Below are 21,182 nucleotides of genomic sequence, written 5' to 3'. Positions count from 1 at the left end.
CGGCCGGCCCGCCCACCGGGCCCGGACGCACCGCCGCCGGACCGCCCTCCTCGCTCTGGAGACGGCGGGCCCGGGAGGTGCGGAACACCCGGGGGCCGACTTCGGCGACCTCTCCCTCACCCGATGTCCGGCGGGTCGATCCGCACCCGGACGGCCTCTTCCGCGCCCCGCCCGGAACGCCCCGCCCCGCCCGACCTGGCCATCCGCGCCGCCTGCGCCGCCTTCAACGCGGCGGCGAGTGCGGCGCCGCTCCCCGGCGGCACCCGGATCAGCGCCCGCTCCCACTGCTCCCCGGGCGGCGGCGCCCCCGGACGGCGGGGCCGCCCGGCAGGCTCGGCCGGAACCGGGACCGGCCCCAGCACCTCCGCCTCGCCCGGCAGGTCGACGGCGGCGAGGAACGCGGTCACCGCCTCCGCCGTCCCCGACACCGCCGCCATCCGCGACACCGGCGGAAAGCCCAGCTCGGCCCGCTCGGAGAGCTCCCGGACCGCGTGTCCCACGGGATCCCAGCGCACCAGCGCCTGCACCGGCCGCAGCGTCGGCTCGGCGACGACGACCACCGTCCCGCCGTCGCCCTGCGGCCGGACCAGGGCGGCGGCGGCGACCCAGCGGCGCAGCGCGTCCTCCCCGGCCCGCAGGTCGGGCCGGCCCAGCATGGCCCAGCCGTCCAGCAGCAGGGCCGCCGCGTACCCGCCCTCGGCCACCGGCTCGGCGCCCGGCGTGGACACCACGAGCGCGGGCGACCCGGGCACGGTGTCCAGCACATGCTCGCGCCCCGACGTCCGCACCGGAACGGCGGGGAACGCCCGCCCCAGCTCCTCCGCCGTCCGCCGTGCGCCCACGACCTGGGCCCGCAGCCGGAACGAGCCGCACTCGGGACAGTGCCAGGCGCCCTCCTCACGCCCGCACCAGCCGCACCACGGAGCGCCGCCGTCCCGCGCCTCCAGCGGTCCGGAGCAGTGCCGGCACCGGGCGGCGGCCCGGCACTGCGCACAGGCCATCCGCGGCACGTAGCCGCGCCGGGGCACCTGTACCAGCACCGGCCCGTTCTTCAGTCCCTCCCGGACCGCCTGCCAGGCGAGGGTCGGCAGGCGGGCTGCCCGGGCCGCCTCGTCCCGGGCGAGATCCTGGTCGCCCACGGTCCGCACCAGTGGAGCGGTGCGCCGCACCTGCTCCCGAGGGGCGGCCAACGGCCGGGCCCACCCGCTCTCGACGAGCTGGGCGCCCTCCACGGTGCAGCTCCAGCCGCCCATCAGAAAGCCGCACCTGTCCTGAGCCGCCCTCAGCAGCAGCACCTCCCGCGCGTGGGGCTGCGGCGCGTGCAGCTCGCTGTGGGTGTCGTCCCCGTCGTCCCAGAGGGCCAGCAGACCGAGGTCCTGGACCGGCGCGAACATCGCGGCCCGGGTCCCGACGACCGCCCGCACGGACCCGCGCCGCACGGCGAGCCACTCCCGGTACCGCTTCTCGGGCCCGGCGTCCGCGGTGAGCAGCGCGTGCCGCCCCTCCCCGAGCACGGCCGTCAGCGCGGCGTCGACCCGGGCGGCGGCCCGTCCGTCGGGGACGACGACCAGGGCTCCGCGCCCCGAGGCGAGTGTCGCGGCGACCGCCCGCGCCAGCTCCCCGCTCCACTCGGGCCCGGGCAGCGCGTTCCACACCGCGCGCGGCGCTCCGCCGGACGCCAGGGACTCGAGGAACGCGCCACCGCGCTCGTACCGGTCCCAGGAACCGGGCGTCGGCGGGGCGGGCGGCGGCAACGGCGCGGGCGAGGGCCGCTGCTCGGCCCGGGCGTTGCGCGGCGGGACGGCGAGCTGCAGCACGTCGGCCAGGCTGCCTGCATACCGGTCGGCGACGGCCCGCGCCAGCCCCAGCAGCTCCTGGCTCAGCACCCGTTCGGGCGACACCACCTGGGCGAGCGCCGCGAGCGGCCCTGAGTAGTCGGACGCGGCGCGCCGCTCGATGAGGAAGCCGTCGATGAGGCCCCCGCCCTCGCGGCGCCCCTCCCGCACCCGCCCGCGCCCCGCTCCGAAGCGGACCCGCACCCGCACCCCCGGCTGGGCGTCGGCGTCGAGTTCGGCCGGCACCGCATAGTCGAAGTACCGGTCCAGATGCAGCACGCCCTTGTCGACGAGCACCCGCGCGACCGGCAACTCCTCGGCCAGCGCGGCCCCCCGCCACGTCCGGGGCTTGGCCCGCGGCGCCTTGGCCTGCCGGACGCTCTCCCGGATCAGCGCGAGCTGCTCCGGCGGCGCGCCCTCCCCGGCCGCACCTCCGCCCCCCTGCCCGTTCTCGCTGCTCACACCTGCATTCTTACCAAACCCCACTGACAACCGAGGGCGCCGCGAAGACGCCCCGAAGTCATGCTCCCGAGATCAGGCAGGCCCCCGGCACGGGCCCCGCCCGGTTTCCCCGCGCGCCCGAGGAGGCGCTCCACGCGGCAGCCGCAGACCTCGTACCGGCAGGTCGCCCCGGGAGGTCACCGGGACGGGAAGCACCGCGGGACGTCGCGAGGCGTCCCCGCCGCGCGTGGGCGCCGACGGGACGACGCCCCCGAGACACGCCAGGGGCCCGGCCCCCGAGGGAGGGACGGGCCCCTGCGAGTCGCCGTGGCGACCGAGTGCTACAGGCCCGCGGCCTGGCGCAGCGCGTCCACGCGGTCCGTGCGCTCCCACGTGAAGTCGGGCAGCTCACGGCCGAAGTGGCCGTACGCGGCGGTCTGGGCGTAGATCGGGCGCAGCAGGTCGAGATCGCGGATGATCGCGGCCGGACGAAGGTCGAAGACGTCGTCGATGGCCTTCTCGATCTTCTCGACGTCGACCTTGGCGGTGCCGAAGGTCTCGACGAACAGCCCCACCGGCTCGGCCTTGCCGATCGCGTAGGCGACCTGGACCTCGCAGCGGGCCGCCAGACCGGCCGCCACCACGTTCTTCGCCACCCAGCGCATCGCGTACGCGGCCGAGCGGTCGACCTTGGAGGGGTCCTTGCCCGAGAACGCGCCGCCGCCGTGCCGGGCCATGCCGCCGTAGGTGTCGATGATGATCTTGCGGCCGGTGAGGCCGGCGTCGCCCATCGGACCGCCGATCTCGAAACGCCCGGTCGGGTTCACCAGCAGCCGGTAGTTCTCGGTGTCCAGCTTGATGCCCTCGTCCAGGAGCGCCTTCAGCTCCGGCTCCACGACGAACTCGCGGATGTCGGGCGCCAGCAGCGAGTCCAGGTCGATGTCGGACGCGTGCTGCGAGGAGACGACGACGGTGTCCAGACGGACCGCCTTGTCCCCGTCGTACTCGATGGTGACCTGGGTCTTGCCGTCGGGACGCAGGTAGGGGATGGTCCCGTTCTTGCGGACGTCCGACAGACGCTTCGACAGCCGGTGCGCCAGGAAGATCGGCAGCGGCATCAGCGTCGGCGTCTCGTCGGAGGCGTAACCGAACATCAGGCCCTGGTCACCGGCGCCCTGACGGTCCAGCTCGTCCTCGTCGCCCTCGACCCGGGACTCGTACGCCGTGTCGACACCCTGGGCGATGTCCGCGGACTGCGCCCCGATGGACACCGAGACGCCGCAGGAGGCGCCGTCGAAGCCCTTCTTGGAGGAGTCGTAGCCGATCTCGAGGATCTTGTCGCGCACCAGCTGGGGGATCGGCGCGTAGGCCTTGGTGGTGACCTCGCCGGCCACATGCACCAGACCGGTCGTGATCAGGGTCTCGACGGCGACCCGGGAGGCCGGGTCCTCACGCAGCAGGGCGTCGAGGATGGTGTCGCTGATCTGGTCAGCGATCTTGTCGGGGTGACCCTCGGTCACAGACTCCGAAGTGAACAGGCGACGGGACACAACGCTCCCTGGGGTTGCAGCGGCTGCTGGCTGATCATTGGCGGACGCGACAGGAGCTGCGCCCGGCGTCGTCCGAGAACAGTTTATCGGTCGTGCCCCGCCACCGGCCCACCCGTCTCGCCTCTCGGGAGCGCTGTGACCTGCGGCACGGGCATTCTGCCGAATGCCCGCCACCCTTGGCCAGGGGACGCGGACCCGAATCCGGCCGGGCCCGGCGTGATCGCGGGCACGCCGACCGGTCAGCTCAGGCGCTGTGCCACCAGGTCCCACACGATGTCGGCCAGGGCCTCCTTCGGGCCATGGGCCACAGGGGTTTCACTGCCGTCGGCCCCCAGCACGACGGCCTCGTTCTCCTCGGAGCCGAACGTCCTGCGCTCCCCCACCTCGTTCACCACGAGCAGGTCGCAGCCTTTGCGCCGCAGCTTCGTCCGGCCGTTCGCCAGGACGTCGTCGGTCTCGGCGGCGAAGCCGACAACCACCTGGTTGGGGCGCGCCCGGTCGGCGGACATCTCCGCGAGGATGTCCGGATTTCGCACCAGCACGACGGGGGCGGGCTCCTCGCCGTCCTTCTTCTTGATCTTGCCGGCCGCGTAGGTCTGCGGCCGGAAGTCGGCGACCGCGGCGGCCATGACGACCGCGTCGGCGTCGGCCGCGGCCTTCAGGACCGCCTCCCGCAGCTGTACGGCCGTGCCGACCGGGACCACGTCGACGCCCGCGGGGTCGGGCAGACCGGTGTTGGCCGCTATCAGCGTGACGCGGGCGCCGCGGGCTGCGGCGGTGCGGGCCAGGGCGTACCCCTGCTTGCCGGAGGAGCGGTTGCCGAGGAAGCGGACCGGGTCGAGGGGCTCTCGGGTGCCGCCGGCGCTGATCACGACGTGCCGCCCGGCCAGATCGGGCTCCCGCACTCCTCTGGCCAGAACCCGACGGCAGACCTCGAAGATCTCGGCCGGGTCGGGCAGCCGGCCCTTGCCGGTGTCGACGCCGGTGAGGCGCCCGACGGCGGGCTCGATCACGAGCGCGCCCCGGCGGCGCAGTGTCGCCACGTTCTCCTGGGTGGCCGGGTGCTCCCACATCTCGGTGTGCATCGCGGGGGCGAAGACGACCGGACAGCGGGCGGTGAGGAGCGTGTTGGTGAGGAGGTCGTCGGCGAGGCCGTGGGCGGCCTTGGCGAGCATGTCCGCCGTGGCGGGGGCGACGACCACCAGGTCGGCGTGCTGGCCGATGCGGACGTGCGGGACCTCGTGGACGTCGTCCCAGACCTCCGTCGAGACGGGGTGGCCGGAGAGGGCGGACCAGGTGGCGGCGCCCACGAAGTGCAGCGCGGACGCGGTGGGCACGACACGCACGTCATGACCCGACTCCGTCAGTCTGCGCAGCAGCTCGCAGGCCTTGTAGGCGGCGATGCCCCCGCTGACCCCCAGAACGACCTTCGGCTTGTCCACCGTTTCTCCCCGGACCTCGGCGCGCGTACGCCGCGGCTCCCGGCGTACGGGTCCATCACACACCACAGGCCCGGCAGTCGCGCTGCCGGGCCTGTGGAAAAACCCACGGTGAGCCGAAAATACTACTGCGCAGGGCCCTCGACGGCCTCGGACGTCAGCAGACCGGCGTTGATCTCGCGCAGGGCGATCGACAGCGGCTTCTCGTGGACGTGGGTGTCGACGAGCGGACCGACGTACTCGAGGAGGCCCTCGCCGAGCTGCGAGTAGTACGCGTTGATCTGGCGCGCCCGCTTGGCCGCGTAGATCACGAGGCTGTACTTCGAGTCGGTTGCCTCGAGGAGCTCGTCGATCGGCGGGTTGATGATGCCCTCGGGCGCGGAGATGGAAGAGGACACGCTCTACCTTCCGATGGATGGGAAAAAATAGGTCATGATCACAGATTCGTGATCACACAACATCCATCAAGGCTAGCAGCTCGCGCGCCACGTCCTCGACGGAGGTGTTGACCAGGGTCACGTCGAACTCCGGCTCGGCCGCGAGTTCGATCTTCGCCGCCTCCAGGCGGCGCTCGATCACCTCGGGCGGCTCGGTGCCCCGCCCGGTGAGCCTGCGCACCAGCTCGTCCCACGAGGGAGGAGACAGGAACACCAGCCGGGCCTCCGACATGGACTCGCGGACCTGCCGCGCGCCCTGGAGGTCGATCTCCAGGAGCACCGGCTCGCCCGACTCAAGGCGCTCCAGCACGGCGGCGCGTGGAGTTCCATAGCGGTTGCCGGCGAACTCGGCCCATTCCAGCAGCTCGCCGTTGGCGATCAGCTTGTCCATCTCGTCGTCGGTGACGAAGAAATAGTGGACGCCGTGCCGTTCGCCGGGTCGGGGCTTACGGGTCGTCGCCGACACCGAGAGCCAGACCTCGGGGTGTTCCTTGCGCATATGAGCGACGACCGTGCTCTTGCCGACCCCTGAGGGGCCGGAGAGCACGGTCAGCCGCGGACGTGCGTCCGGGGGGTCGGGGGTCGTCCCCCGGAGGTTTACTGCCATGCAGCGATTATTCCAGCAATCCCGGAGTGCCCGGGACTCCCTTCCGGCAGGACCGGGGATCAGGAGCCGGTGCTGCCGAACTCACGCTCCAGGGAAGCGATCTGGTTGGAGCCGAGGCCGCGCACGCGGCGACTCTCGGAGATGCCGAGCCGCTCCATGATCTGCTTGGCGCGGACTTTGCCCACGCCCGGGAGCGACTCCAGGAGGGCGGAGACCTTCATCTTGCCGATGACGTCGTTTTCCTGACCCTGCTTGATGACCTCGTGAAGGGAGGCGCCGGAGTGCTTCAGTCGATTCTTGACCTCGGCCCGCTCCCGGCGAGCCGCGGCGGCCTTTTCGAGCGCGGCTGCGCGCTGTTCGGGGGTAAGGGGCGGAAGAGCCACGCCTACGTCACCTCGGATGTCGAACTGTCGGATACGGACCGGTGAGGAACCTGGTGGCCCCACACCTGGTGAGATACGAGCAACACGCTCTGCCCGTTCACTCTCCGTCGGAGACTAGCGGCCAACTCCGCCAGAGTCAGCGAGAACAGAGGAAAAGTCCTGGTCAGCCTCCGTAGGGACGGACATTTAAGACATACTGCCCCGGATTTGAGGATGTATCCAGACTCAAGTCGTCCCCGAGCCGCCCCACCGAACCCCCGGTCGGGCGGCCGACGCCGCTCGGACGACGGTCAGGCGGCGGTCACGGCGGTCCGGACCGCGTACGCGAACCGCTCCACCGCGTCACGCAGAGCGACGACGTCGGGACCGTGCCTCAGGACTCCCCGGCTCACGTTCGGGACGACGTTGCGCACCGCGGACCCGAAGACCCGGGGAAGATCGGCCGGCGTAGCCCCCTGGGCGCCGACGCCGGGCGCGAGAAGCGGACCGTTGATGTCCAGGTCGTACGTCGAGAGGTCGCCCAGCGTGGCCCCGACGACCGCGCCGAAGGAGCCCAGGGGCTCCTCCCCCGCGTTCTCGGCGGCCAGGTGCGCCAGCATCGTCGCGCCCACGTCGCGCCCGTCGGCCCGCACCGCGTGCTGCACCTCGCCGCCCTCCGGGTTGGAGGTCAGCGCCAGCACGAACAGTCCGGCGCCGCTCTCCCGGGCCAGCGCCACCGCGGGCGACAGCGATCCGTAGCCGAGGTACGGCGAGACGGTGAGCGCGTCGGAGAACAACGGGGCGTCCTTGTGCAGGAACGACTCGGCGTAGGCGGCCATGGTCGAGCCGATGTCGCCGCGCTTGGCGTCCATGACGACCAGGGCGCCCGCCTCCCGCGCCTCCTGCACCGTCCTCTCCAGGACGGCCACCCCGCGCGAGCCGAACCGCTCGAAGAAGGCGCTCTGCGGCTTCAGCAGGGCGACCCGGTCGGCCGTCGCCTCGACGACCGTGCGGCTGAACCGCTCCAGACCGGCGACGTCGTCGTTCAGACCCCACTCGGCGAGCAGGGACGCGTGCGGGTCGATGCCGACGCACAGCGGGCCGCGTTCGTCCATGGCCCGCCGCAGACGCGCGCCGAAGGGTTCCATCGTCATGCCGTCTTCCTCACGTCGGCGCCGACCGCGTCGGCGAGAGTGGCGTAGGGGCTCGTCCTCAGGCGGGCGGCGAGGCCCTTGTGGACGGCGCGGCCCCAGAAGGGACCTTCGTAGACGAAGGCGCTGTAGCCCTGCACCAGGGTCGCGCCGGCCAGGATGCGCTGCCAGGCGTCCTCGGCGTTCTCCACGCCGCCGACGCCGACCAGCGTCACGCGGTCGCCCACGCGCGCGTAGAGGCGGCGCAGCACCTCCAGGGAGCGCGCCTTGAGGGGCGCTCCGGACAGGCCGCCGGTCTCCTTGACCAGGGAGGGCTCCGACGTCAGACCGAGTCCCTCGCGGGCGATGGTGGTGTTCGTGGCGATGATCCCGTCCAGACCGAGCTCCACGGCGAGGTCGGCGACCGCGTCCACGTCCTCGTCGGCGAGGTCCGGGGCGATCTTCACGAGCAGCGGGACACGTCGCGCGGTCACCGCGCGGTCGGCGGCCTCGCGCACGGCGCTCAGCAGCGGCCGCAGCGCCGCGGTGGCCTGCAGGTCCCGCAGCCCCGGCGTGTTCGGCGAGGACACGTTGACGACCAGGTAGTCGGCGTACGGCGCGAGCCGCTCGGCCGACTTCACGTAGTCGCCGACGGCCTCCTCCTCCGGTACGGCCTTGGTCTTGCCGATGTTGACGCCGACGACGGGCTTGAAGACCGGCGTACGGGAGGCCAGGCGCGCGGCCACGGCGAGCGAGCCGTCGTTGTTGAAGCCCATCCGGTTGATGAGCCCGCGGTCCTGCACGAGCCGGAACAGCCGCTTCCCGGGGTTGCCGGGCTGCGCCTCGCCGGTGACCGTGCCGATCTCCACGTGGTCGAAGCCCAGCATCGACATCCCGTCGATCGCGACGGCGTTCTTGTCGAAGCCGGCCGCGAGCCCGAACGGGCCGTGCATGCGCAGTCCGAAGGCCTCCGTGCGCAGCTCCCGGTAGCGGGGCGCCAGCGCCGCGGCGAGGAACGTGCGCAGCACCGGCACGCGTGCGGCGAGACGGATCCAGCGGAAGGCGAGGTGGTGGGCGTTCTCGGGGTCCATCCGGGTGAAGACCAGACGGAAGAAGAGCTTGTACATGTCTCAGGTGTCCTTCGGAGAGCCTCGTGAGCCCCGTGGAGCGCGGGCCTCGTGCGGAGGAGTCCTTGTGAAGAGGGGGCCTCATGAAGAGGGGGACACCGTTTCCGGTGTCCCCCTCTTCAGCTGCTAGTCGCGAGCCGCGGTCAGGTGTTCCGCGTGTTCCTGGAGCGAGCGGACGCCCACGTCCCCGCGGTTGAGGGCGTCGATGCCCTGGACGGCGGCGGCGAGCGCCTGCACCGTCGTCAGGCACGGCACGGACCGCGCCACGGCCGCCGTGCGGATCTCGTAGCCGTCGAGCCGGCCGCCGGTGCCGTACGGGGTGTTCACGATGAGGTCGACGTCGCCGTCGTGGATGTGCTGGACGATCGTCTTCTCGCCGTTCGGACCGGTGCCCTCGGACTGCTTGCGCACCACCGTGGCGTTGATGCCGTTGCGCTTGAGGACCTCGGCCGTGCCGGAGGTGGCGAGCAGTTCGAAGCCGTGGGCGACCAGCTCGCGCGCGGGGAAGATCATCGAGCGCTTGTCCCGGTTGGCGACCGAGATGAACGCGCGGCCCTTGGTGGGCAGCGGGCCGTACGCGGCCGCCTGCGACTTGGCGTACGCCGTGCCGAAGACGGAGTCGATGCCCATGACCTCGCCGGTGGAACGCATCTCCGGGCCGAGGACGGTGTCGACGCCGCGGCCGGAGGTGTCCCGGAAGCGGGTCCACGGCATCACGGCCTCCTTGACGGAGATCGGCGCGTCCAGCGGCAGCTCGCCGCCGTCACCGGTCGCCGGGAGCAGCCCCTCGGCGCGCAGTTCGGCGACGGTCGCGCCGAGCGAGATGCGGGCGGCGGCCTTCGCCAGCGGCACCGCGGTCGCCTTCGAGGTGAAGGGCACGGTACGGGACGCGCGCGGGTTGGCCTCGAGGACGTAGAGGATGTCGCCGGCCATCGCGAACTGGATGTTGATCAGGCCGCGCACGCCGACGCCCTTGGCGATCGCCTCGGTGGAGGCCCGCAGGCGCTTGATGTCGAAGCCGCCCAGGGTGATGGGGGGCAGGGCGCACGCCGAGTCGCCGGAGTGGATGCCGGCCTCCTCGATGTGCTCCATCACGCCGCCGAGGTACAGCTCGTCGCCGTCGTAGAGCGCGTCGACGTCGATCTCGATGGCGTCGTCGAGGAAGCGGTCGACGAGGACCGGCCGGGTGGGGCTGATCTCGGTCGACTCGGCGATGTAGGAGGACAGCCGGGTCTCGTCGTAGACGATCTCCATGCCGCGGCCGCCGAGGACGTACGAGGGCCGGACGAGGACCGGGTAGCCGATCTCGTCGGCGATGGCCTTGGCTTCGGTGAAGGTCGTGGCCGTGCCGTGCTTGGGAGCCGGGAGGCCGGCCTCGGCGAGCACGCGCCCGAAGGCGCCCCGGTCCTCGGCCGCGTGGATGGCCTCCGGAGGGGTGCCGACGATCGGCACGCCGTTGTCCTTGAGGGCCTGCGCCAGACCCAGCGGGGTCTGTCCGCCGAGCTGCACGACGACGCCGGCGATCGGACCGGCCTGCGCCTCCGCGTGGACGATCTCCAGCACGTCCTCGAGCGTCAGCGGCTCGAAGTACAGGCGGTCGGAGGTGTCGTAGTCGGTGGAGACCGTCTCCGGGTTGCAGTTGACCATCACCGTCTCGTACCCGGCGTCGGACAGCGCGAAGGAGGCGTGGACGCAGGAGTAGTCGAACTCGATGCCCTGGCCGATGCGGTTCGGGCCGGAGCCCAGGATGATCACCGCGGGCTTCTCGCGGGGCGCGACCTCGTTCTCCTCGTCGTAGGAGGAGTAGAAGTACGGCGTCTTCGCGGCGAACTCGGCGGCGCAGGTGTCCACCGTCTTGTAGACGGGGCGGACGCCCAGTGCGTGCCGGACCTCGCGCACGACGTCCTCGCGCAGTCCGCGGATCTCGGCGATCTGCTGGTCGGAGAAGCCGTGCCGCTTGGCCTCGGCGAGCAGGCCGGCGTCCAGGCGGTCGGCCGCGGCCAGCTCGTCGGCGATCTCCTTGATGAGGAAGAGCTGGTCGACGAACCAGGGGTCGATCTTCGTGAACTCGAAGACCTCCTCGGGCGTCGCGCCCGCGCGGATGGCCTGCATGACGGTGTTGATCCGGCCGTCGGTGGGCCGGACGGACTCCCGCAGCAGCTCGTCCTTGTCGCCGGGCTCTCCGACGAACGTGAACTGGCTGCCCTTCTTCTCCAGCGAGCGCAGCGCCTTCTGGAAGGCCTCGGTGAAGTTGCGGCCGATGGCCATGGCCTCGCCGACCGACTTCATGGTGGTCGTGAGGGTGGAGTCGGCGGACGGGAACTTCTCGAAGGCGAAACGCGGGGCCTTGACGACCACGTAGTCGAGCGTCGGCTCGAAGGAGGCCGGGGTCTCCTGCGTGATGTCGTTGGGGATCTCGTCGAGGGTGTAGCCGACGGCGAGCTTGGCCGCGATCTTGGCGATCGGGAACCCGGTCGCCTTCGAGGCCAGGGCCGACGAGCGCGACACGCGCGGGTTCATCTCGATGACGATGACGCGCCCGTCCTCGGGGTTCACCGCGAACTGGATGTTGCAGCCGCCGGTGTCCACGCCGACCTCGCGGATGATCGCGATGCCGACGTCGCGCAGGACCTGGTACTCGCGGTCGGTCAACGTCATCGCGGGAGCCACGGTGATCGAGTCGCCGGTGTGCACGCCCATGGGGTCGAAGTTCTCGATGGAGCAGACGACCACGACGTTGTCGTGCTTGTCGCGCATCAGCTCCAGCTCGTACTCCTTCCAGCCGAGGATGGACTCCTCCAGGAGCACCTCGGTGGTCGGCGAGAGGGTGAGGCCCTGACCGGCGATGCGGCGCAGCTCCTCCTCGTCGTGGGCGAAGCCGGAGCCGGCGCCGCCCATGGTGAAGGAGGGGCGGACGACGACGGGGTAGCCGCCGAGCGTCTCGACGCCGGCGATGACGTCGTCCATGGAATGGCAGATCACGGACCGGGCGGACTCGCCGTGTCCGATCTTCGCGCGGACGGCTTCGACGACGCCCTTGAAGAGGTCGCGGTCCTCGCCCTTGTTGATCGCCTCGACGTTGGCGCCGATCAGCTCGACACCGTACTTCTCCAGCACACCCTGATCGTGCATGGAGATCGCGGTGTTCAGGGCGGTCTGGCCGCCGAGCGTCGGCAGCAGGGCGTCGGGCCGCTCCTTGGCGATGATCTTCTCGACGAACTCCGGGGTGATCGGCTCGACGTAGGTGGCGTCGGCGATCTCCGGGTCGGTCATGATCGTCGCCGGGTTGGAGTTGACCAGGATCACCCTGAGGCCCTCGGCGCGCAGGATGCGGCACGCCTGGGTGCCGGAGTAGTCGAACTCGGCGGCCTGGCCGATGACGATCGGGCCGGAGCCGATGACCAGGACGGACTGGATATCGGTGCGCTTAGGCACGCTGGCCCTCCATCAGGGATACGAAGCGGTCGAACAGGTAGGCGGCGTCGTGCGGGCCCGCTGCCGCTTCGGGGTGGTACTGGACGGAGAAGGCCGGCTGGTCGAGCAGCTGCAGCCCCTCCACGACGTCGTCGTTGAGGCAGATGTGCGAGACCTCGGCGCGCCCGAACTTCGTCTCGCTGACCTTGTCGAGCGGCGCGTCCACGGCGAAGCCGTGGTTGTGCGCGGTGACCTCGACCTTGCCGGTCGTGCGGTCCTGGACCGGCTGGTTGATGCCGCGGTGGCCGTACTTCAGCTTGTAGGTGCCGAACCCGAGGGCGCGGCCGAGGATCTGGTTGCCGAAGCAGATGCCGAACAGCGGCGTCCTGCGCTCGAGCACCTCGGTCATCAGCGCGACGGGCCCGTCGGCGGTGGCCGGGTCGCCCGGGCCGTTGGAGAAGAACACGCCGTCGGGGTTCACGGCGTACACCTCGTCCGCCGAGGCCGTCGCGGGCAGCACGTGCACCTCGATGCCGCGTTCGGCCATGCGGTGCGGGGTCATGCCCTTGATGCCCAGGTCGATGGCGGCCACGGTGAACCGCTTCTCGCCGACCGCGGGCACCACGTAGGCCTCCTTGGTGGCGACCTCCTCGTAGAGGCTGGCGCCCTTCATGTGCGGCTGGGCCTGCACGCGCGCGAGGAGTTCGGCGTCCGGGGCGATCGACTCGCCGGAGAAGACGCCGGCCCGCATCGAGCCTCCCTCGCGCAGGTGGCGGGTGAGGGCGCGGGTGTCGATGCCGGAGATCCCGACGATCCCCTGGGCGACGAGCTCGTCGTCCAGCGAGCGGCGGGCGCGCCAGTTGGAGGGGACGCGCGCGGGGTCGCGTACGACGTAGCCGGAGACCCAGATGCGGCCGGACTCGTCGTCCTCGTCGTTCCAGCCGGTGTTGCCGATCTGCGGGGCGGTCGCCACGACGATCTGGCGGTCGTAGGACGGGTCGGTCAGGGTCTCCTGGTAGCCGGTCATGCCGGTGGAGAACACCGCTTCGCCGAAGGTCTCCCCCACGGCCCCGTAGGCGCGACCGCGGAAGATGCGGCCGTCCTCCAGGACGAGTACGGCGGGAGCCTTGGCGGCTCCCCTGGTGGAGGTCGTCATCGTGCGCCTTCCGTCGTGTCGTTCTTGATCATGGAGTTGATGGCGTCGACCCATGCGCCGTGCTCGGCCGCGTGGTCCGAGCGGAAGCCGGAGTCGATCAGCCTGTCGCCGTGCGCCCACGTCACCACGAGCAGTCCGCCCTCGGTGAGGACCTTGCCGGCGATGCCCTTGCCGAGCAGGGCCTCGCGCAGCGCTTCGGCCGGGATGAAGAAGTCGCTCGCGCCCGGGCGTACGACGTCGACTCCCGCGTCCGTCAGGGTGAGCTCGACCCGGCTGCGGGCGCCGAGGCCGTGCGCCACGATGCGGTCGAGCCACTGCCCGGCGGTGGTGGAGCCGTGGTAGCGGCCGCTCATGCCCAGTCTCACCGGACCGGGCTCGTCCGGCGCGGTGGGCAGCTCGGGCAGGTCGCTCTGGAGCGTGCCGCGCCACTTCCAGCCCTCGCGCATCAGCCAGTACACGAGCGCGACGAACAGTGCGAGGCCGACCACCCAGCCGGCCCGGGCGGCCCAGTCGGTCACTTGGGCCGATTCCTTCTCGGCCGCGAGCAGTAGTGCAGATGTCACGTGAGCTTCCCGTCGACGAGCGTGGCCTTGCCCCGGAGCCACGTGTGCGTGACACGGCCCGGCAGCTCACGACCCTCGTACGGGGTGTTCCGGCTGCGCGAGGCGAAGCCCGCGGGGTCCACGGACCCACGGTATTCCGTGTCGACGAGCGTGAGGTTGGCGGGCTCACCTGCCGAGACGGGGCGGCCGTGCCCCTTGGCCTGCCCGATGAGGGCGGGCCTGAAGGACATCCGGCTCGCGACTCCGGCCCAGTCCAGCAGGCCCGTCTCCACCATCGTCTCCTGGACCACCGACAACGCGGTCTCCAGGCCGACCATGCCCATGGCGGCCGCGGCCCACTCGCAGTCCTTGTCCTCGTGCGGGTGCGGGGCGTGGTCGGTGGCGACGATGTCGATGGTGCCGTCGGCGAGCGCCTCCCGCAGGGCCAGCACGTCCTTCTCGGTGCGCAGCGGCGGGTTCACCTTGTACACGGGGTTGTACGAGCGGACCAGTTCGTCCGTGAGGAGCAGATGGTGCGGGGTGACCTCGGCGGTGACGTCGATGCCGCGGGACTTGGCCCAGCGGACGATCTCGACCGAGCCGGCGGTGGAGAGGTGGCAGATGTGGACGCGGGAGCCCACGTGCTCGGCGAGCAGGACGTCCCGGGCGATGATCGACTCCTCGGCCACCGCGGGCCAGCCGCCCAGCCCCAGCTCGGCGGAGACGACGCCCTCGTTCATCTGGGCGCCCTCGGTCAGCCGCGGCTCCTGGGCGTGCTGGGCGACCACCCCGCCGAAGGCCTTCACGTACTCCAGGGCCCGGCGCATGATCACGGCGTCGTCGACGCACTTGCCGTCGTCGGAGAAGACGGTGACGCCGGCGGCCGACTCGTGCATGGCGCCGAGCTCGGCGAGCTTGCGGCCTTCCAGGCCGACGGTGACGGCGCCGATGGGCTGCACGTCGCAGTAGCCGTGCTCCTGCCCGAGCCGGTAGACCTGCTCGACCACGCCGGCGGTGTCGGCGACGGGAAAGGTGTTGGCCATGGCGAAGACGGCCGTGTAGCCGCCGGAAGCGGCCGCGCGCGTGCCGGTCAGCACCGTCTCGGAGTCCTCGCGGCCCGGCTCGCGCAGATGGGTGTGCAGGTCGACCAGGCCCGGCAGCAGCACCTTGCCCGCGGCCTCGACGACCTCGGCGCCCTCGGCGGACAGGCCCGCGCCGACGGCCTCGATGACCGCTCCGTCGATCAGGACGTCCTGCGGCTCGCCGCCGAGCACCTTCGCACCACGGATCAGGATCTTGCTCATGGTTCTTACTTCTCCTCGGTGGTGGTGCGGGCGTGGCTGACGGCGGGTTCGTTGCCGCCCAGGAGCAGGTAGAGGACGGCCATCCGGATGGACACGCCGTTGGCGACCTGTTCGACGACGGTGCAGCGCTCGGAGTCGGCGACCTCGGCGGTGATCTCCATGCCGCGGACCATCGGGCCGGGGTGCATCACGATCGCGTGCTCGGGCATCCGCGCCATCCGGTCGCCGTCGAGGCCGTAGCGCCGCGAGTACTCGCGCTCTGTCGGGAAGAACGCGGCGTTCATCCGCTCGCGCTGCACGCGCAGCATCATCACCGCGTCGGACTTGGGCAGCGTGCTGTCGAGGTCGTACGACACCTCGCACGGCCAGGTCTCGATGCCGACCGGCACCAGGGTGGGCGGGGCGACCAGGGTGACCTCGGCGCCGAGCGTGTGCAGCAGGTCGACGTTGGAGCGGGCCACCCGGCTGTGCAGCACGTCGCCGACGATCGTGATGCGCTTGCCGGCGAGGTCCTGGCCGATCCCGGCGTCCCGGCCGACCAGTCGGCGGCGCATGGTGAACGCGTCCAGGAGGGCCTGGGTGGGGTGCTGGTGGGTGCCGTCGCCGGCGTTGACGACGACCGCGTCGATCCAGCCGGAGGTGGCCAGGCGGTACGGCGCCCCGGAGGCACCGTGCCGGATCACGACCGCGTCGACGCCCATGGCCTCCAGCGTCTGCGCGGTGTCCTTCAGGGACTCACCCTTGGACACCGACGACCCCTTGGCGGAGAAGTTGATGACGTCCGCGGAGAGGCGCTTCTCGGCGGCCTCGAAGGAGATTCGCGTGCGCGTGGAGTCCTCGAAGAAGAGGTTGACGATCGTGCGGCCGCGCAGGGTCGGCAGTTTCTTGATGGGCCGGTCGGCGACCCGGGCCATCTCCTCCGCGGTGTCGAGGATCAGGACGGCGTCGTCGCGGGTGAGGTCGGCGGCCGAGATGAGATGACGCTGCATCTGTCAGGCTCCGTAAGGCAGTTCAGGTATGGGGAGAACACGGGCGTGCAGGGGCACGGCTGCGCGACGCACGACGACGGGGCCGCACGCGCGCGTGCTACTGCTGGGCGGTCTGCTTCACACCGAGCAGCACGGTGTCGCGACCGTCCTCCTCGGCGAGCTGGACCTTGACCGTCTCCCGCAACGACGTGGGGAGGTTCTTGCCGACGTAGTCGGCGCGGATGGGCAGTTCCCGGTGGCCGCGGTCGACGAGGACCGCGAGCTGGACCGCGCGCGGGCGTCCGAGGTCGTTCAGGGCGTCGAGGGCGGCGCGGATGGTGCGACCGGAGAAGAGCACGTCGTCGACGAGGACGACCAGTCTGCCGTCCAGGCCGTCACCGGGGATCTCGGTGCGGGCCAGCGCACGCGGCGGGTGCATGCGCAGGTCGTCGCGGTACATGGTGATGTCGAGGGAGCCGACCGGAACCTTGCGGTCGGTGATCTGCTCGAGCTTGTCGGCGAGCCGCCGGGCGAGGAAGACGCCGCGGGTCGGGATGCCGAGCAGCACCACGTCGTCGGCGCCCTTGGCGCGTTCGACGATCTCGTGGGCGATGCGCGTCAGCACGCGCGCGATGTCGGGGCCTTCGAGTACGGGCCGGGCATCGGTTTGCCGGGGATCCTGCTGGGTGTCCTGCTTGTCCATAAGAAACGGACCTCCTTCTCCGCCTCACGGGACGGACCTTAAAGGACGTCGGATTTGCGCCATCCACGGTACCAGGCCCGAGGGGCGCCCCTGATCACCCCCTTGGCCCAATCGGCCATCGATACCACGGAAGAGTCGGTGTGGACCATTCGGCTTGACGCAGAAGAATCACGCTGCGTAACCTCACAGTGAGTTACCAGCACGCGGCTCGTGCCGCGTCGACCCATTGCCGGGAGCTATATGTCCAGCGAATACGCCAAGCAGCTCGGGGCCAAGCTCCGGGCCATCCGCACCCAGCAGGGCCTTTCCCTCCACGGTGTCGAGGAGAAGTCCCAGGGACGCTGGAAGGCGGTCGTGGTCGGTTCGTACGAGCGCGGCGACCGTGCCGTGACCGTGCAGCGTCTTGCCGAGCTGGCGGACTTCTACGGCGTTCCCGTGCAGGAACTGCTGCCGGGCACCACGCCGGGCGGGGCGGCCGAGCCCCCGCCGAAGCTGGTCCTGGACCTGGAGCGACTGGCCCACGTGCCGGTCGAGAAGGCCGGCCCGCTGCAGCGGTACGCGGCCACGATCCAGTCCCAGCGCGGCGACTACAACGGCAAGGTGTTGTCGATCCGCCAGGACGACCTGCGCACCCTCGCCGTCATCTACGACCAGTCGCCGTCGGTCCTGACCGAGCAGCTGATCAACTGGGGCGTGCTGGACGCGGACGCGCGGCGCGCGGTCGCCCACGAGGAGGCCTGAGGCCCCAGCGGGCCCGCAGAGCTCTGCAGAAACGTGCCGCCGGGGTGGCCGGAACCTGATGGTTGCGGCCACCCCGGCTTGGTCCGTACCACGCCGGAGGGCCCACAGCCTGCGCTGTGGGCCCTCCGGCGTGTTCGCGCCCCCGAGGGGGCGCGGGAGCTGCGCGACGAGCCACAGGCGGCCCGCAGGCCCCGTGGGACCCGCGGTTCGCCGGCTCTCCCGTCGACCTACTCGCCGGTTCGGCGCAGCGACGGCTTGAGCTCCTTGAGTCTGCCCAGCAGACCGTTGACGAACGAGGGCGACTCGTCCGTGGAGAACTCCTTCGCCAGCTGCACCATCTCGTCGAGGACGACCGCGTCCGGCGTCCCGTCGGCCCAGATGAGCTCGTAGGCGCCGAGACGCAGCAGGTTGCGGTCGACGACCGGCATCCGGTCGAGCGTCCAGCCGACCGCGTACTGGGCGATCAGCTCGTCGATGCGCCGCGCGTGCTCCGCGTAGCCCTCGACCAGCTGCATGGTGAACTCGCTGACCGGCGGCTGCCGGGTGTCGGCCCGGGAGAGCCGGATCCAGTCCGCGAGAACCGTCAGGACGTCGACTCCGCGCTGGTCGCCCTCGAAGAGGATCTGGAAGGCGCGCTTGCGGGCCGTGTTGCGGGCAGCCACGGTTAGCTGTTCACCCGGCCGAGGTAGTCGCTGGTGCGGGTGTCGACCTTGATCTTCTCACCGGTGGTGATGAAGAGCGGGACCTGGATCTGGTGACCGGTCTCCAGGGTGGCGGGCTTGGTGCCGCCGGTGGAGCGGTCGCCCTGCAGACCCGGCTCGGTCTCCTGCACCACGAGCTCGACGGCGGCCGGCAGCTCCACGAAGAGCACCTCGCCCTCGTGCTGCGCGACGGTGGCCGTGAAGCCCTCGATCAGGAAGTTGGCCGCGTCTCCGACGGCCTTGCGGTCGACCATGAGCTGGTCGTAGGTCTCCATGTCCATGAAGACGAAGTACTCGCCGTCCATGTACGAGAACTGCATGTCGCGCTTGTCGACAGTGGCGGTCTCGACCTTGACGCCGGCGTTGAACGTCTTGTCGACGACCTTGCCGGAAAGCACGTTCTTGAGCTTGGTGCGCACGAATGCGGGGCCCTTGCCGGGCTTGACGTGCTGGAACTCGACGACGGACCAGAGCTGCCCGCCTTCCAGCTTGAGCACCAGGCCGTTCTTGAGGTCGTTCGTGGAAGCCACGGTTGCGGAATCTCCTGGACTGACGACGACCCCGGGGCACGCACTCCTACAGCGCGAGCAGCTCCTTGGTCGTGATGGTGAGTAGCTCGGGTCCGCCGTCCGCCTCGGGGCGCACGACGAGCGTGTCATCGATCCGGACGCCGCCCCGGCCCGGGAGGTGTACCCCGGGTTCGACGGTGACCGGCACGCAAGCGTCCAGTTTACCCATGGCCGCGGGGGTCAACTGCGGGTCCTCTTCGATTTCCAGTCCGACACCGTGCCCGGTGAGCACCGGAAGGCCTTCGGTGTACCCCGCGGAGTCCAGGATCTGGCGTGCCGCCCGGTCCACGTCGCGGCAGGCGACGCCGGGCGCCAGGGCCTCCCGTCCGGCCCGCTGAGCGGCGAAGACGAGGTCGTACAGCTCGATCTGCCAGTCTGCGGGAGACGTGCCGATCACGAACGTGCGGCCGATCTCGCAGCGGTAGCCGCGGTAGGCCGCGCCCAGACAGACGGAGAGGAAGTCGCCCTCCTCGACGCGCCGGTCGGTGGGCCGGTGGCCGCGGCGCCCGGAGTTCGGCCCGGTGGCGACGGAGGTGGTGAAAGCCGGGCCGTCGGCGCCGTGGTCGACGAGTCGCCGCTCCAGTTCCAGGGCGAGGTGCCGCTCGGTGCGCCCGACCAGGATCGACTCCAGCAGCTCCCCCAGCGCCTGGTCGGCGATCTCGGCGCCGATCCGCAGACAGGAGATCTCCTCCTCGTCCTTCACCACTCTGAGCTGTTCGACCGCGCAGCCCAGGTCGGCGAGGCGCAGTCGGGGCGCCACGGAGCGCAGCTCGCGGTGGCGGACCATCGTCAGGTGATGCTCCTCGAGCGCCAGGGAGTCACCGCCCTGGGCCGTGAGCAGGTCGGCGGCGGCGACCGCCGGATCCCCTCCGGCGTGGGGCAGGCTGTGGACCCGCAGGGACTCGTCCGGCCGGCCCTCGCCCGGGCGGTCGTCGGGCGGCCCGGAGCAGACGAGGAGATCCTCGCTCCGGCCGAGCAGCAGGACGGCGCCCTGCGGGGCGGCGCCCGCGAGATACCTCACGTTGGCCGGGCGGGAGACGAGCGCAGCCGCGCTTCCGGCCGCGTTGCAGCGCTCGCGCAGGCGGGTTCGGCGGGACGCGTAGACCTCTGACATGAGTCGAGCCTAGGAGCGTCGGCCGGATCACGCCGGTTGGAGAGGCGTTCGGGGGACGGGCCGGCCCCTCAGCTGTCCTCGGCCCGGTCCGCTACCACTTCGGGGGGCTGGCGATCGCCCGCGCCAGGACGTCGTCCAGGACCCTCGCGGTGGTGGGGACGTCCAGCTGGGAGTTGTCGATGATCGGCAGGCCGGAGCCGTACCAGCCGGCCATGCGGCCGTGGATCCGGGCCACCTCCTCGTCGCTGAGGCGGCGGTTGCCGGCGCGCTCGGCGTTGCGCTCCAGGACGACCTCCAGTCCCGGCAGCAGCACGACGGGCAGCAGGCCGGGGCCCACGTGTCGTTTCCAGCCTCCGAGGCCGACGGCCGGGCGGTCGGGGAAGATCGCGTCGTCCAGGATGCACGAGATGCCGTTGGCCAGGAAGTTGCGCGCGGCGAAGCCGCAGGTGCGGCGGGCCAGGCGGTACTGGGCCTCGGAGTGGTCGTTCCACCCGGACTGCGGGTCGGCGAAGCCCGAGCGGACCCATTCGCGCACGTCGTCGAGGCTGACGTGCGCGGTCGGCACCCTGCGGTGATCGGCCCAGAACTTGGCGACGCTGGTCTTGCCGGCCCCGGCCGGCCCGATCAGCAGCACCGCGAGCGTGGTCGCCGCCGGGTCGGGGACGATCGGGGCGGGCGGCGCGCTGGGCATGGGGACCGGACCGCCCGGGGGCAGCGGCACATGCCCGGTGACGTCGGGGCCCGGCGGGGCCGGAGCGTGCTGCGGGGCCGGGGCGTGCTGCGGAGCGGGCGGGTGCGGCACGGGCGGCACCGGCGGGTGCGGGGCCGGCGGGACCGGGCCCGAGGGCGCCCCGAGACGGCCCGGCTGCGGTGGGGGTGCGCTGCCCGGCTGGTGCGGGCCCGGGTGATGTGCGGCCGGCGGCCAGCCGACGGCCGGACCGTGCCCCGGCTGGTGGGGCGGCGGCAGCGGAGAACCCACTGCGTGCTGCATCCGGTGCCACTCCGTCTCGTACAGGCGATGGGCGCTGGTCGTGGGGCCGCG

Annotated in this window: 19 protein-coding genes; 1 reads left to right on the top strand and 18 read right to left on the bottom strand. The window is 71.7% G+C overall.

Translation table 11 applies throughout. From position 1 onward, the window contains the following. Window positions 1–116 precede the first annotated feature (116 nt). The 14 genes from OHS82_RS34505 to pyrR all read right to left on the bottom strand — a co-directional run bounded on the left by OHS82_RS34505 (window position 117) and on the right by pyrR (window position 17,015). Window positions 117–2,297 carry a primosomal protein N' gene (locus OHS82_RS34505; protein WP_328435178.1) on the bottom strand — a complete coding sequence of 727 codons (2,181 nt, stop codon included), beginning with the start codon at window positions 2,295–2,297 and terminating at the stop codon, window positions 117–119. 320 nt (window positions 2,298–2,617) lie between these two features. Beyond that, the gene (metK, locus tag OHS82_RS34500) at window positions 2,618–3,826 is read right to left on the bottom strand and encodes a methionine adenosyltransferase (RefSeq protein WP_328435177.1); all 1,209 of its coding nucleotides are present in this window, start codon (window positions 3,824–3,826) and stop codon (window positions 2,618–2,620) included. Between the two features lie 239 nt (window positions 3,827–4,065). Continuing rightward, window positions 4,066–5,268: a bifunctional phosphopantothenoylcysteine decarboxylase/phosphopantothenate--cysteine ligase CoaBC gene (gene coaBC, locus OHS82_RS34495; protein ID WP_057580329.1), complete on the bottom strand. Its 1,203-nt coding sequence runs from the start codon at window positions 5,266–5,268 to the stop codon at window positions 4,066–4,068. Between the two features lie 122 nt (window positions 5,269–5,390). Further along, window positions 5,391–5,663 (bottom strand): DNA-directed RNA polymerase subunit omega, encoded by a 273-nt coding sequence (rpoZ, locus tag OHS82_RS34490; protein WP_003988945.1) that lies wholly within the window; start codon window positions 5,661–5,663, stop codon window positions 5,391–5,393. Window positions 5,664–5,715: 52 nt separating this feature from the next. Continuing rightward, a complete protein-coding gene (gene gmk, locus OHS82_RS34485; protein ID WP_079041349.1) occupies window positions 5,716–6,309 on the bottom strand; it encodes a guanylate kinase in 594 nt (197 codons plus the stop codon). Window positions 6,310–6,368: 59 nt separating this feature from the next. After that, window positions 6,369–6,692 (bottom strand): integration host factor, encoded by a 324-nt coding sequence (locus OHS82_RS34480; RefSeq protein WP_003977346.1) that lies wholly within the window; start codon window positions 6,690–6,692, stop codon window positions 6,369–6,371. 290 nt (window positions 6,693–6,982) lie between these two features. Beyond that, window positions 6,983–7,825 (bottom strand): orotidine-5'-phosphate decarboxylase, encoded by an 843-nt coding sequence (gene pyrF / locus OHS82_RS34475; protein WP_328435176.1) that lies wholly within the window; start codon window positions 7,823–7,825, stop codon window positions 6,983–6,985. Further along, window positions 7,822–8,928: a quinone-dependent dihydroorotate dehydrogenase gene (locus OHS82_RS34470; protein WP_057580332.1), complete on the bottom strand. Its 1,107-nt coding sequence runs from the start codon at window positions 8,926–8,928 to the stop codon at window positions 7,822–7,824. Before OHS82_RS34470 ends, pyrF begins: the two co-directional genes overlap by 4 nt. A gap of 126 nt (window positions 8,929–9,054) precedes the next feature. Then, window positions 9,055–12,363, bottom strand: a complete 3,309-nt coding sequence (carB, locus tag OHS82_RS34465) for a carbamoyl-phosphate synthase large subunit (RefSeq protein ID WP_057580333.1) — start codon at window positions 12,361–12,363, stop codon at window positions 9,055–9,057. Further along, the gene (gene carA / locus OHS82_RS34460) at window positions 12,356–13,498 is read right to left on the bottom strand and encodes a glutamine-hydrolyzing carbamoyl-phosphate synthase small subunit (RefSeq protein ID WP_057580334.1); all 1,143 of its coding nucleotides are present in this window, start codon (window positions 13,496–13,498) and stop codon (window positions 12,356–12,358) included. Before carA ends, carB begins: the two co-directional genes overlap by 8 nt. Beyond that, window positions 13,495–14,061, bottom strand: coding sequence for a PH-like domain-containing protein (locus OHS82_RS34455; protein WP_079041350.1), 567 nt, complete (start codon window positions 14,059–14,061; stop codon window positions 13,495–13,497). Before OHS82_RS34455 ends, carA begins: the two co-directional genes overlap by 4 nt. Then, complete coding sequence (locus OHS82_RS34450) at window positions 14,058–15,344, bottom strand: dihydroorotase (protein WP_057580336.1); 1,287 nt, start codon at window positions 15,342–15,344, stop codon at window positions 14,058–14,060. Before OHS82_RS34450 ends, OHS82_RS34455 begins: the two co-directional genes overlap by 4 nt. A gap of 5 nt (window positions 15,345–15,349) precedes the next feature. Next, window positions 15,350–16,333: an aspartate carbamoyltransferase catalytic subunit gene (locus tag OHS82_RS34445; RefSeq protein WP_328435175.1), complete on the bottom strand. Its 984-nt coding sequence runs from the start codon at window positions 16,331–16,333 to the stop codon at window positions 15,350–15,352. 97 nt (window positions 16,334–16,430) lie between these two features. Continuing rightward, the gene (gene pyrR, locus OHS82_RS34440) at window positions 16,431–17,015 is read right to left on the bottom strand and encodes a bifunctional pyr operon transcriptional regulator/uracil phosphoribosyltransferase PyrR (protein ID WP_057580338.1); all 585 of its coding nucleotides are present in this window, start codon (window positions 17,013–17,015) and stop codon (window positions 16,431–16,433) included. A gap of 240 nt (window positions 17,016–17,255) precedes the next feature. Here pyrR and bldD point away from each other — a divergent pair, with 240 nt between their 5' ends. Beyond that, complete coding sequence (gene bldD / locus OHS82_RS34435; RefSeq protein WP_057580339.1) at window positions 17,256–17,756, top strand: transcriptional regulator BldD; 501 nt, start codon at window positions 17,256–17,258, stop codon at window positions 17,754–17,756. A gap of 227 nt (window positions 17,757–17,983) precedes the next feature. Here bldD and nusB read toward each other — a convergent pair whose 3' ends face one another. From nusB to OHS82_RS34415, 4 genes are all read right to left on the bottom strand, one after another. After that, a complete protein-coding gene (gene nusB, locus OHS82_RS34430) occupies window positions 17,984–18,418 on the bottom strand; it encodes a transcription antitermination factor NusB (protein WP_057580340.1) in 435 nt (144 codons plus the stop codon). 2 nt (window positions 18,419–18,420) lie between these two features. Then, window positions 18,421–18,987 (bottom strand): elongation factor P, encoded by a 567-nt coding sequence (gene efp / locus OHS82_RS34425; RefSeq protein WP_020117452.1) that lies wholly within the window; start codon window positions 18,985–18,987, stop codon window positions 18,421–18,423. Window positions 18,988–19,033: 46 nt separating this feature from the next. Then, complete coding sequence (locus tag OHS82_RS34420) at window positions 19,034–20,140, bottom strand: aminopeptidase P family protein (RefSeq protein ID WP_057580341.1); 1,107 nt, start codon at window positions 20,138–20,140, stop codon at window positions 19,034–19,036. Window positions 20,141–20,231: 91 nt separating this feature from the next. Continuing rightward, window positions 20,232–21,131, bottom strand: coding sequence for a Pro-rich N-terminal domain-containing protein (locus tag OHS82_RS34415; protein ID WP_079041351.1), 900 nt, complete (start codon window positions 21,129–21,131; stop codon window positions 20,232–20,234). Window positions 21,132–21,182: the final 51 nt, after the last annotated feature.

Source organism: Streptomyces sp. NBC_00425 (assembly GCF_036030735.1).
Taxonomy (GTDB): Bacteria; Actinomycetota; Actinomycetes; order Streptomycetales; family Streptomycetaceae; genus Streptomyces.
Note: the sequence above shows the minus strand (reverse complement) of the source record. Positions and strands in the feature narration are given on the sequence as shown.

What these genes read in the sequence shown, in the direction of transcription:
- gmk (WP_079041349.1), bottom strand. Translation starts at nt 6,309, where the DNA reads ATGGCAGTAAACCTCCGGGGGACGACCCCCGACCCCCCGGACGCACGT.
- pyrF (WP_328435176.1), bottom strand. Translation starts at nt 7,825, where the DNA reads ATGACGATGGAACCCTTCGGCGCGCGTCTGCGGCGGGCCATGGACGAA.
- OHS82_RS34470 (WP_057580332.1), bottom strand. Translation starts at nt 8,928, where the DNA reads ATGTACAAGCTCTTCTTCCGTCTGGTCTTCACCCGGATGGACCCCGAG.
- carA (WP_057580334.1), bottom strand. Translation starts at nt 13,498, where the DNA reads ATGACGACCTCCACCAGGGGAGCCGCCAAGGCTCCCGCCGTACTCGTC.
- OHS82_RS34450 (WP_057580336.1), bottom strand. Translation starts at nt 15,344, where the DNA reads ATGAGCAAGATCCTGATCCGTGGTGCGAAGGTGCTCGGCGGCGAGCCG.
- OHS82_RS34445 (WP_328435175.1), bottom strand. Translation starts at nt 16,333, where the DNA reads ATGCAGCGTCATCTCATCTCGGCCGCCGACCTCACCCGCGACGACGCC.
- pyrR (WP_057580338.1), bottom strand. Translation starts at nt 17,015, where the DNA reads ATGGACAAGCAGGACACCCAGCAGGATCCCCGGCAAACCGATGCCCGG.
- bldD (WP_057580339.1), top strand. Translation starts at nt 17,256, where the DNA reads ATGTCCAGCGAATACGCCAAGCAGCTCGGGGCCAAGCTCCGGGCCATC.
- OHS82_RS34420 (WP_057580341.1), bottom strand. Translation starts at nt 20,140, where the DNA reads ATGTCAGAGGTCTACGCGTCCCGCCGAACCCGCCTGCGCGAGCGCTGC.
- OHS82_RS34415 (WP_079041351.1), bottom strand. Translation starts at nt 21,131, where the DNA reads ATGCAGCACGCAGTGGGTTCTCCGCTGCCGCCGCCCCACCAGCCGGGG.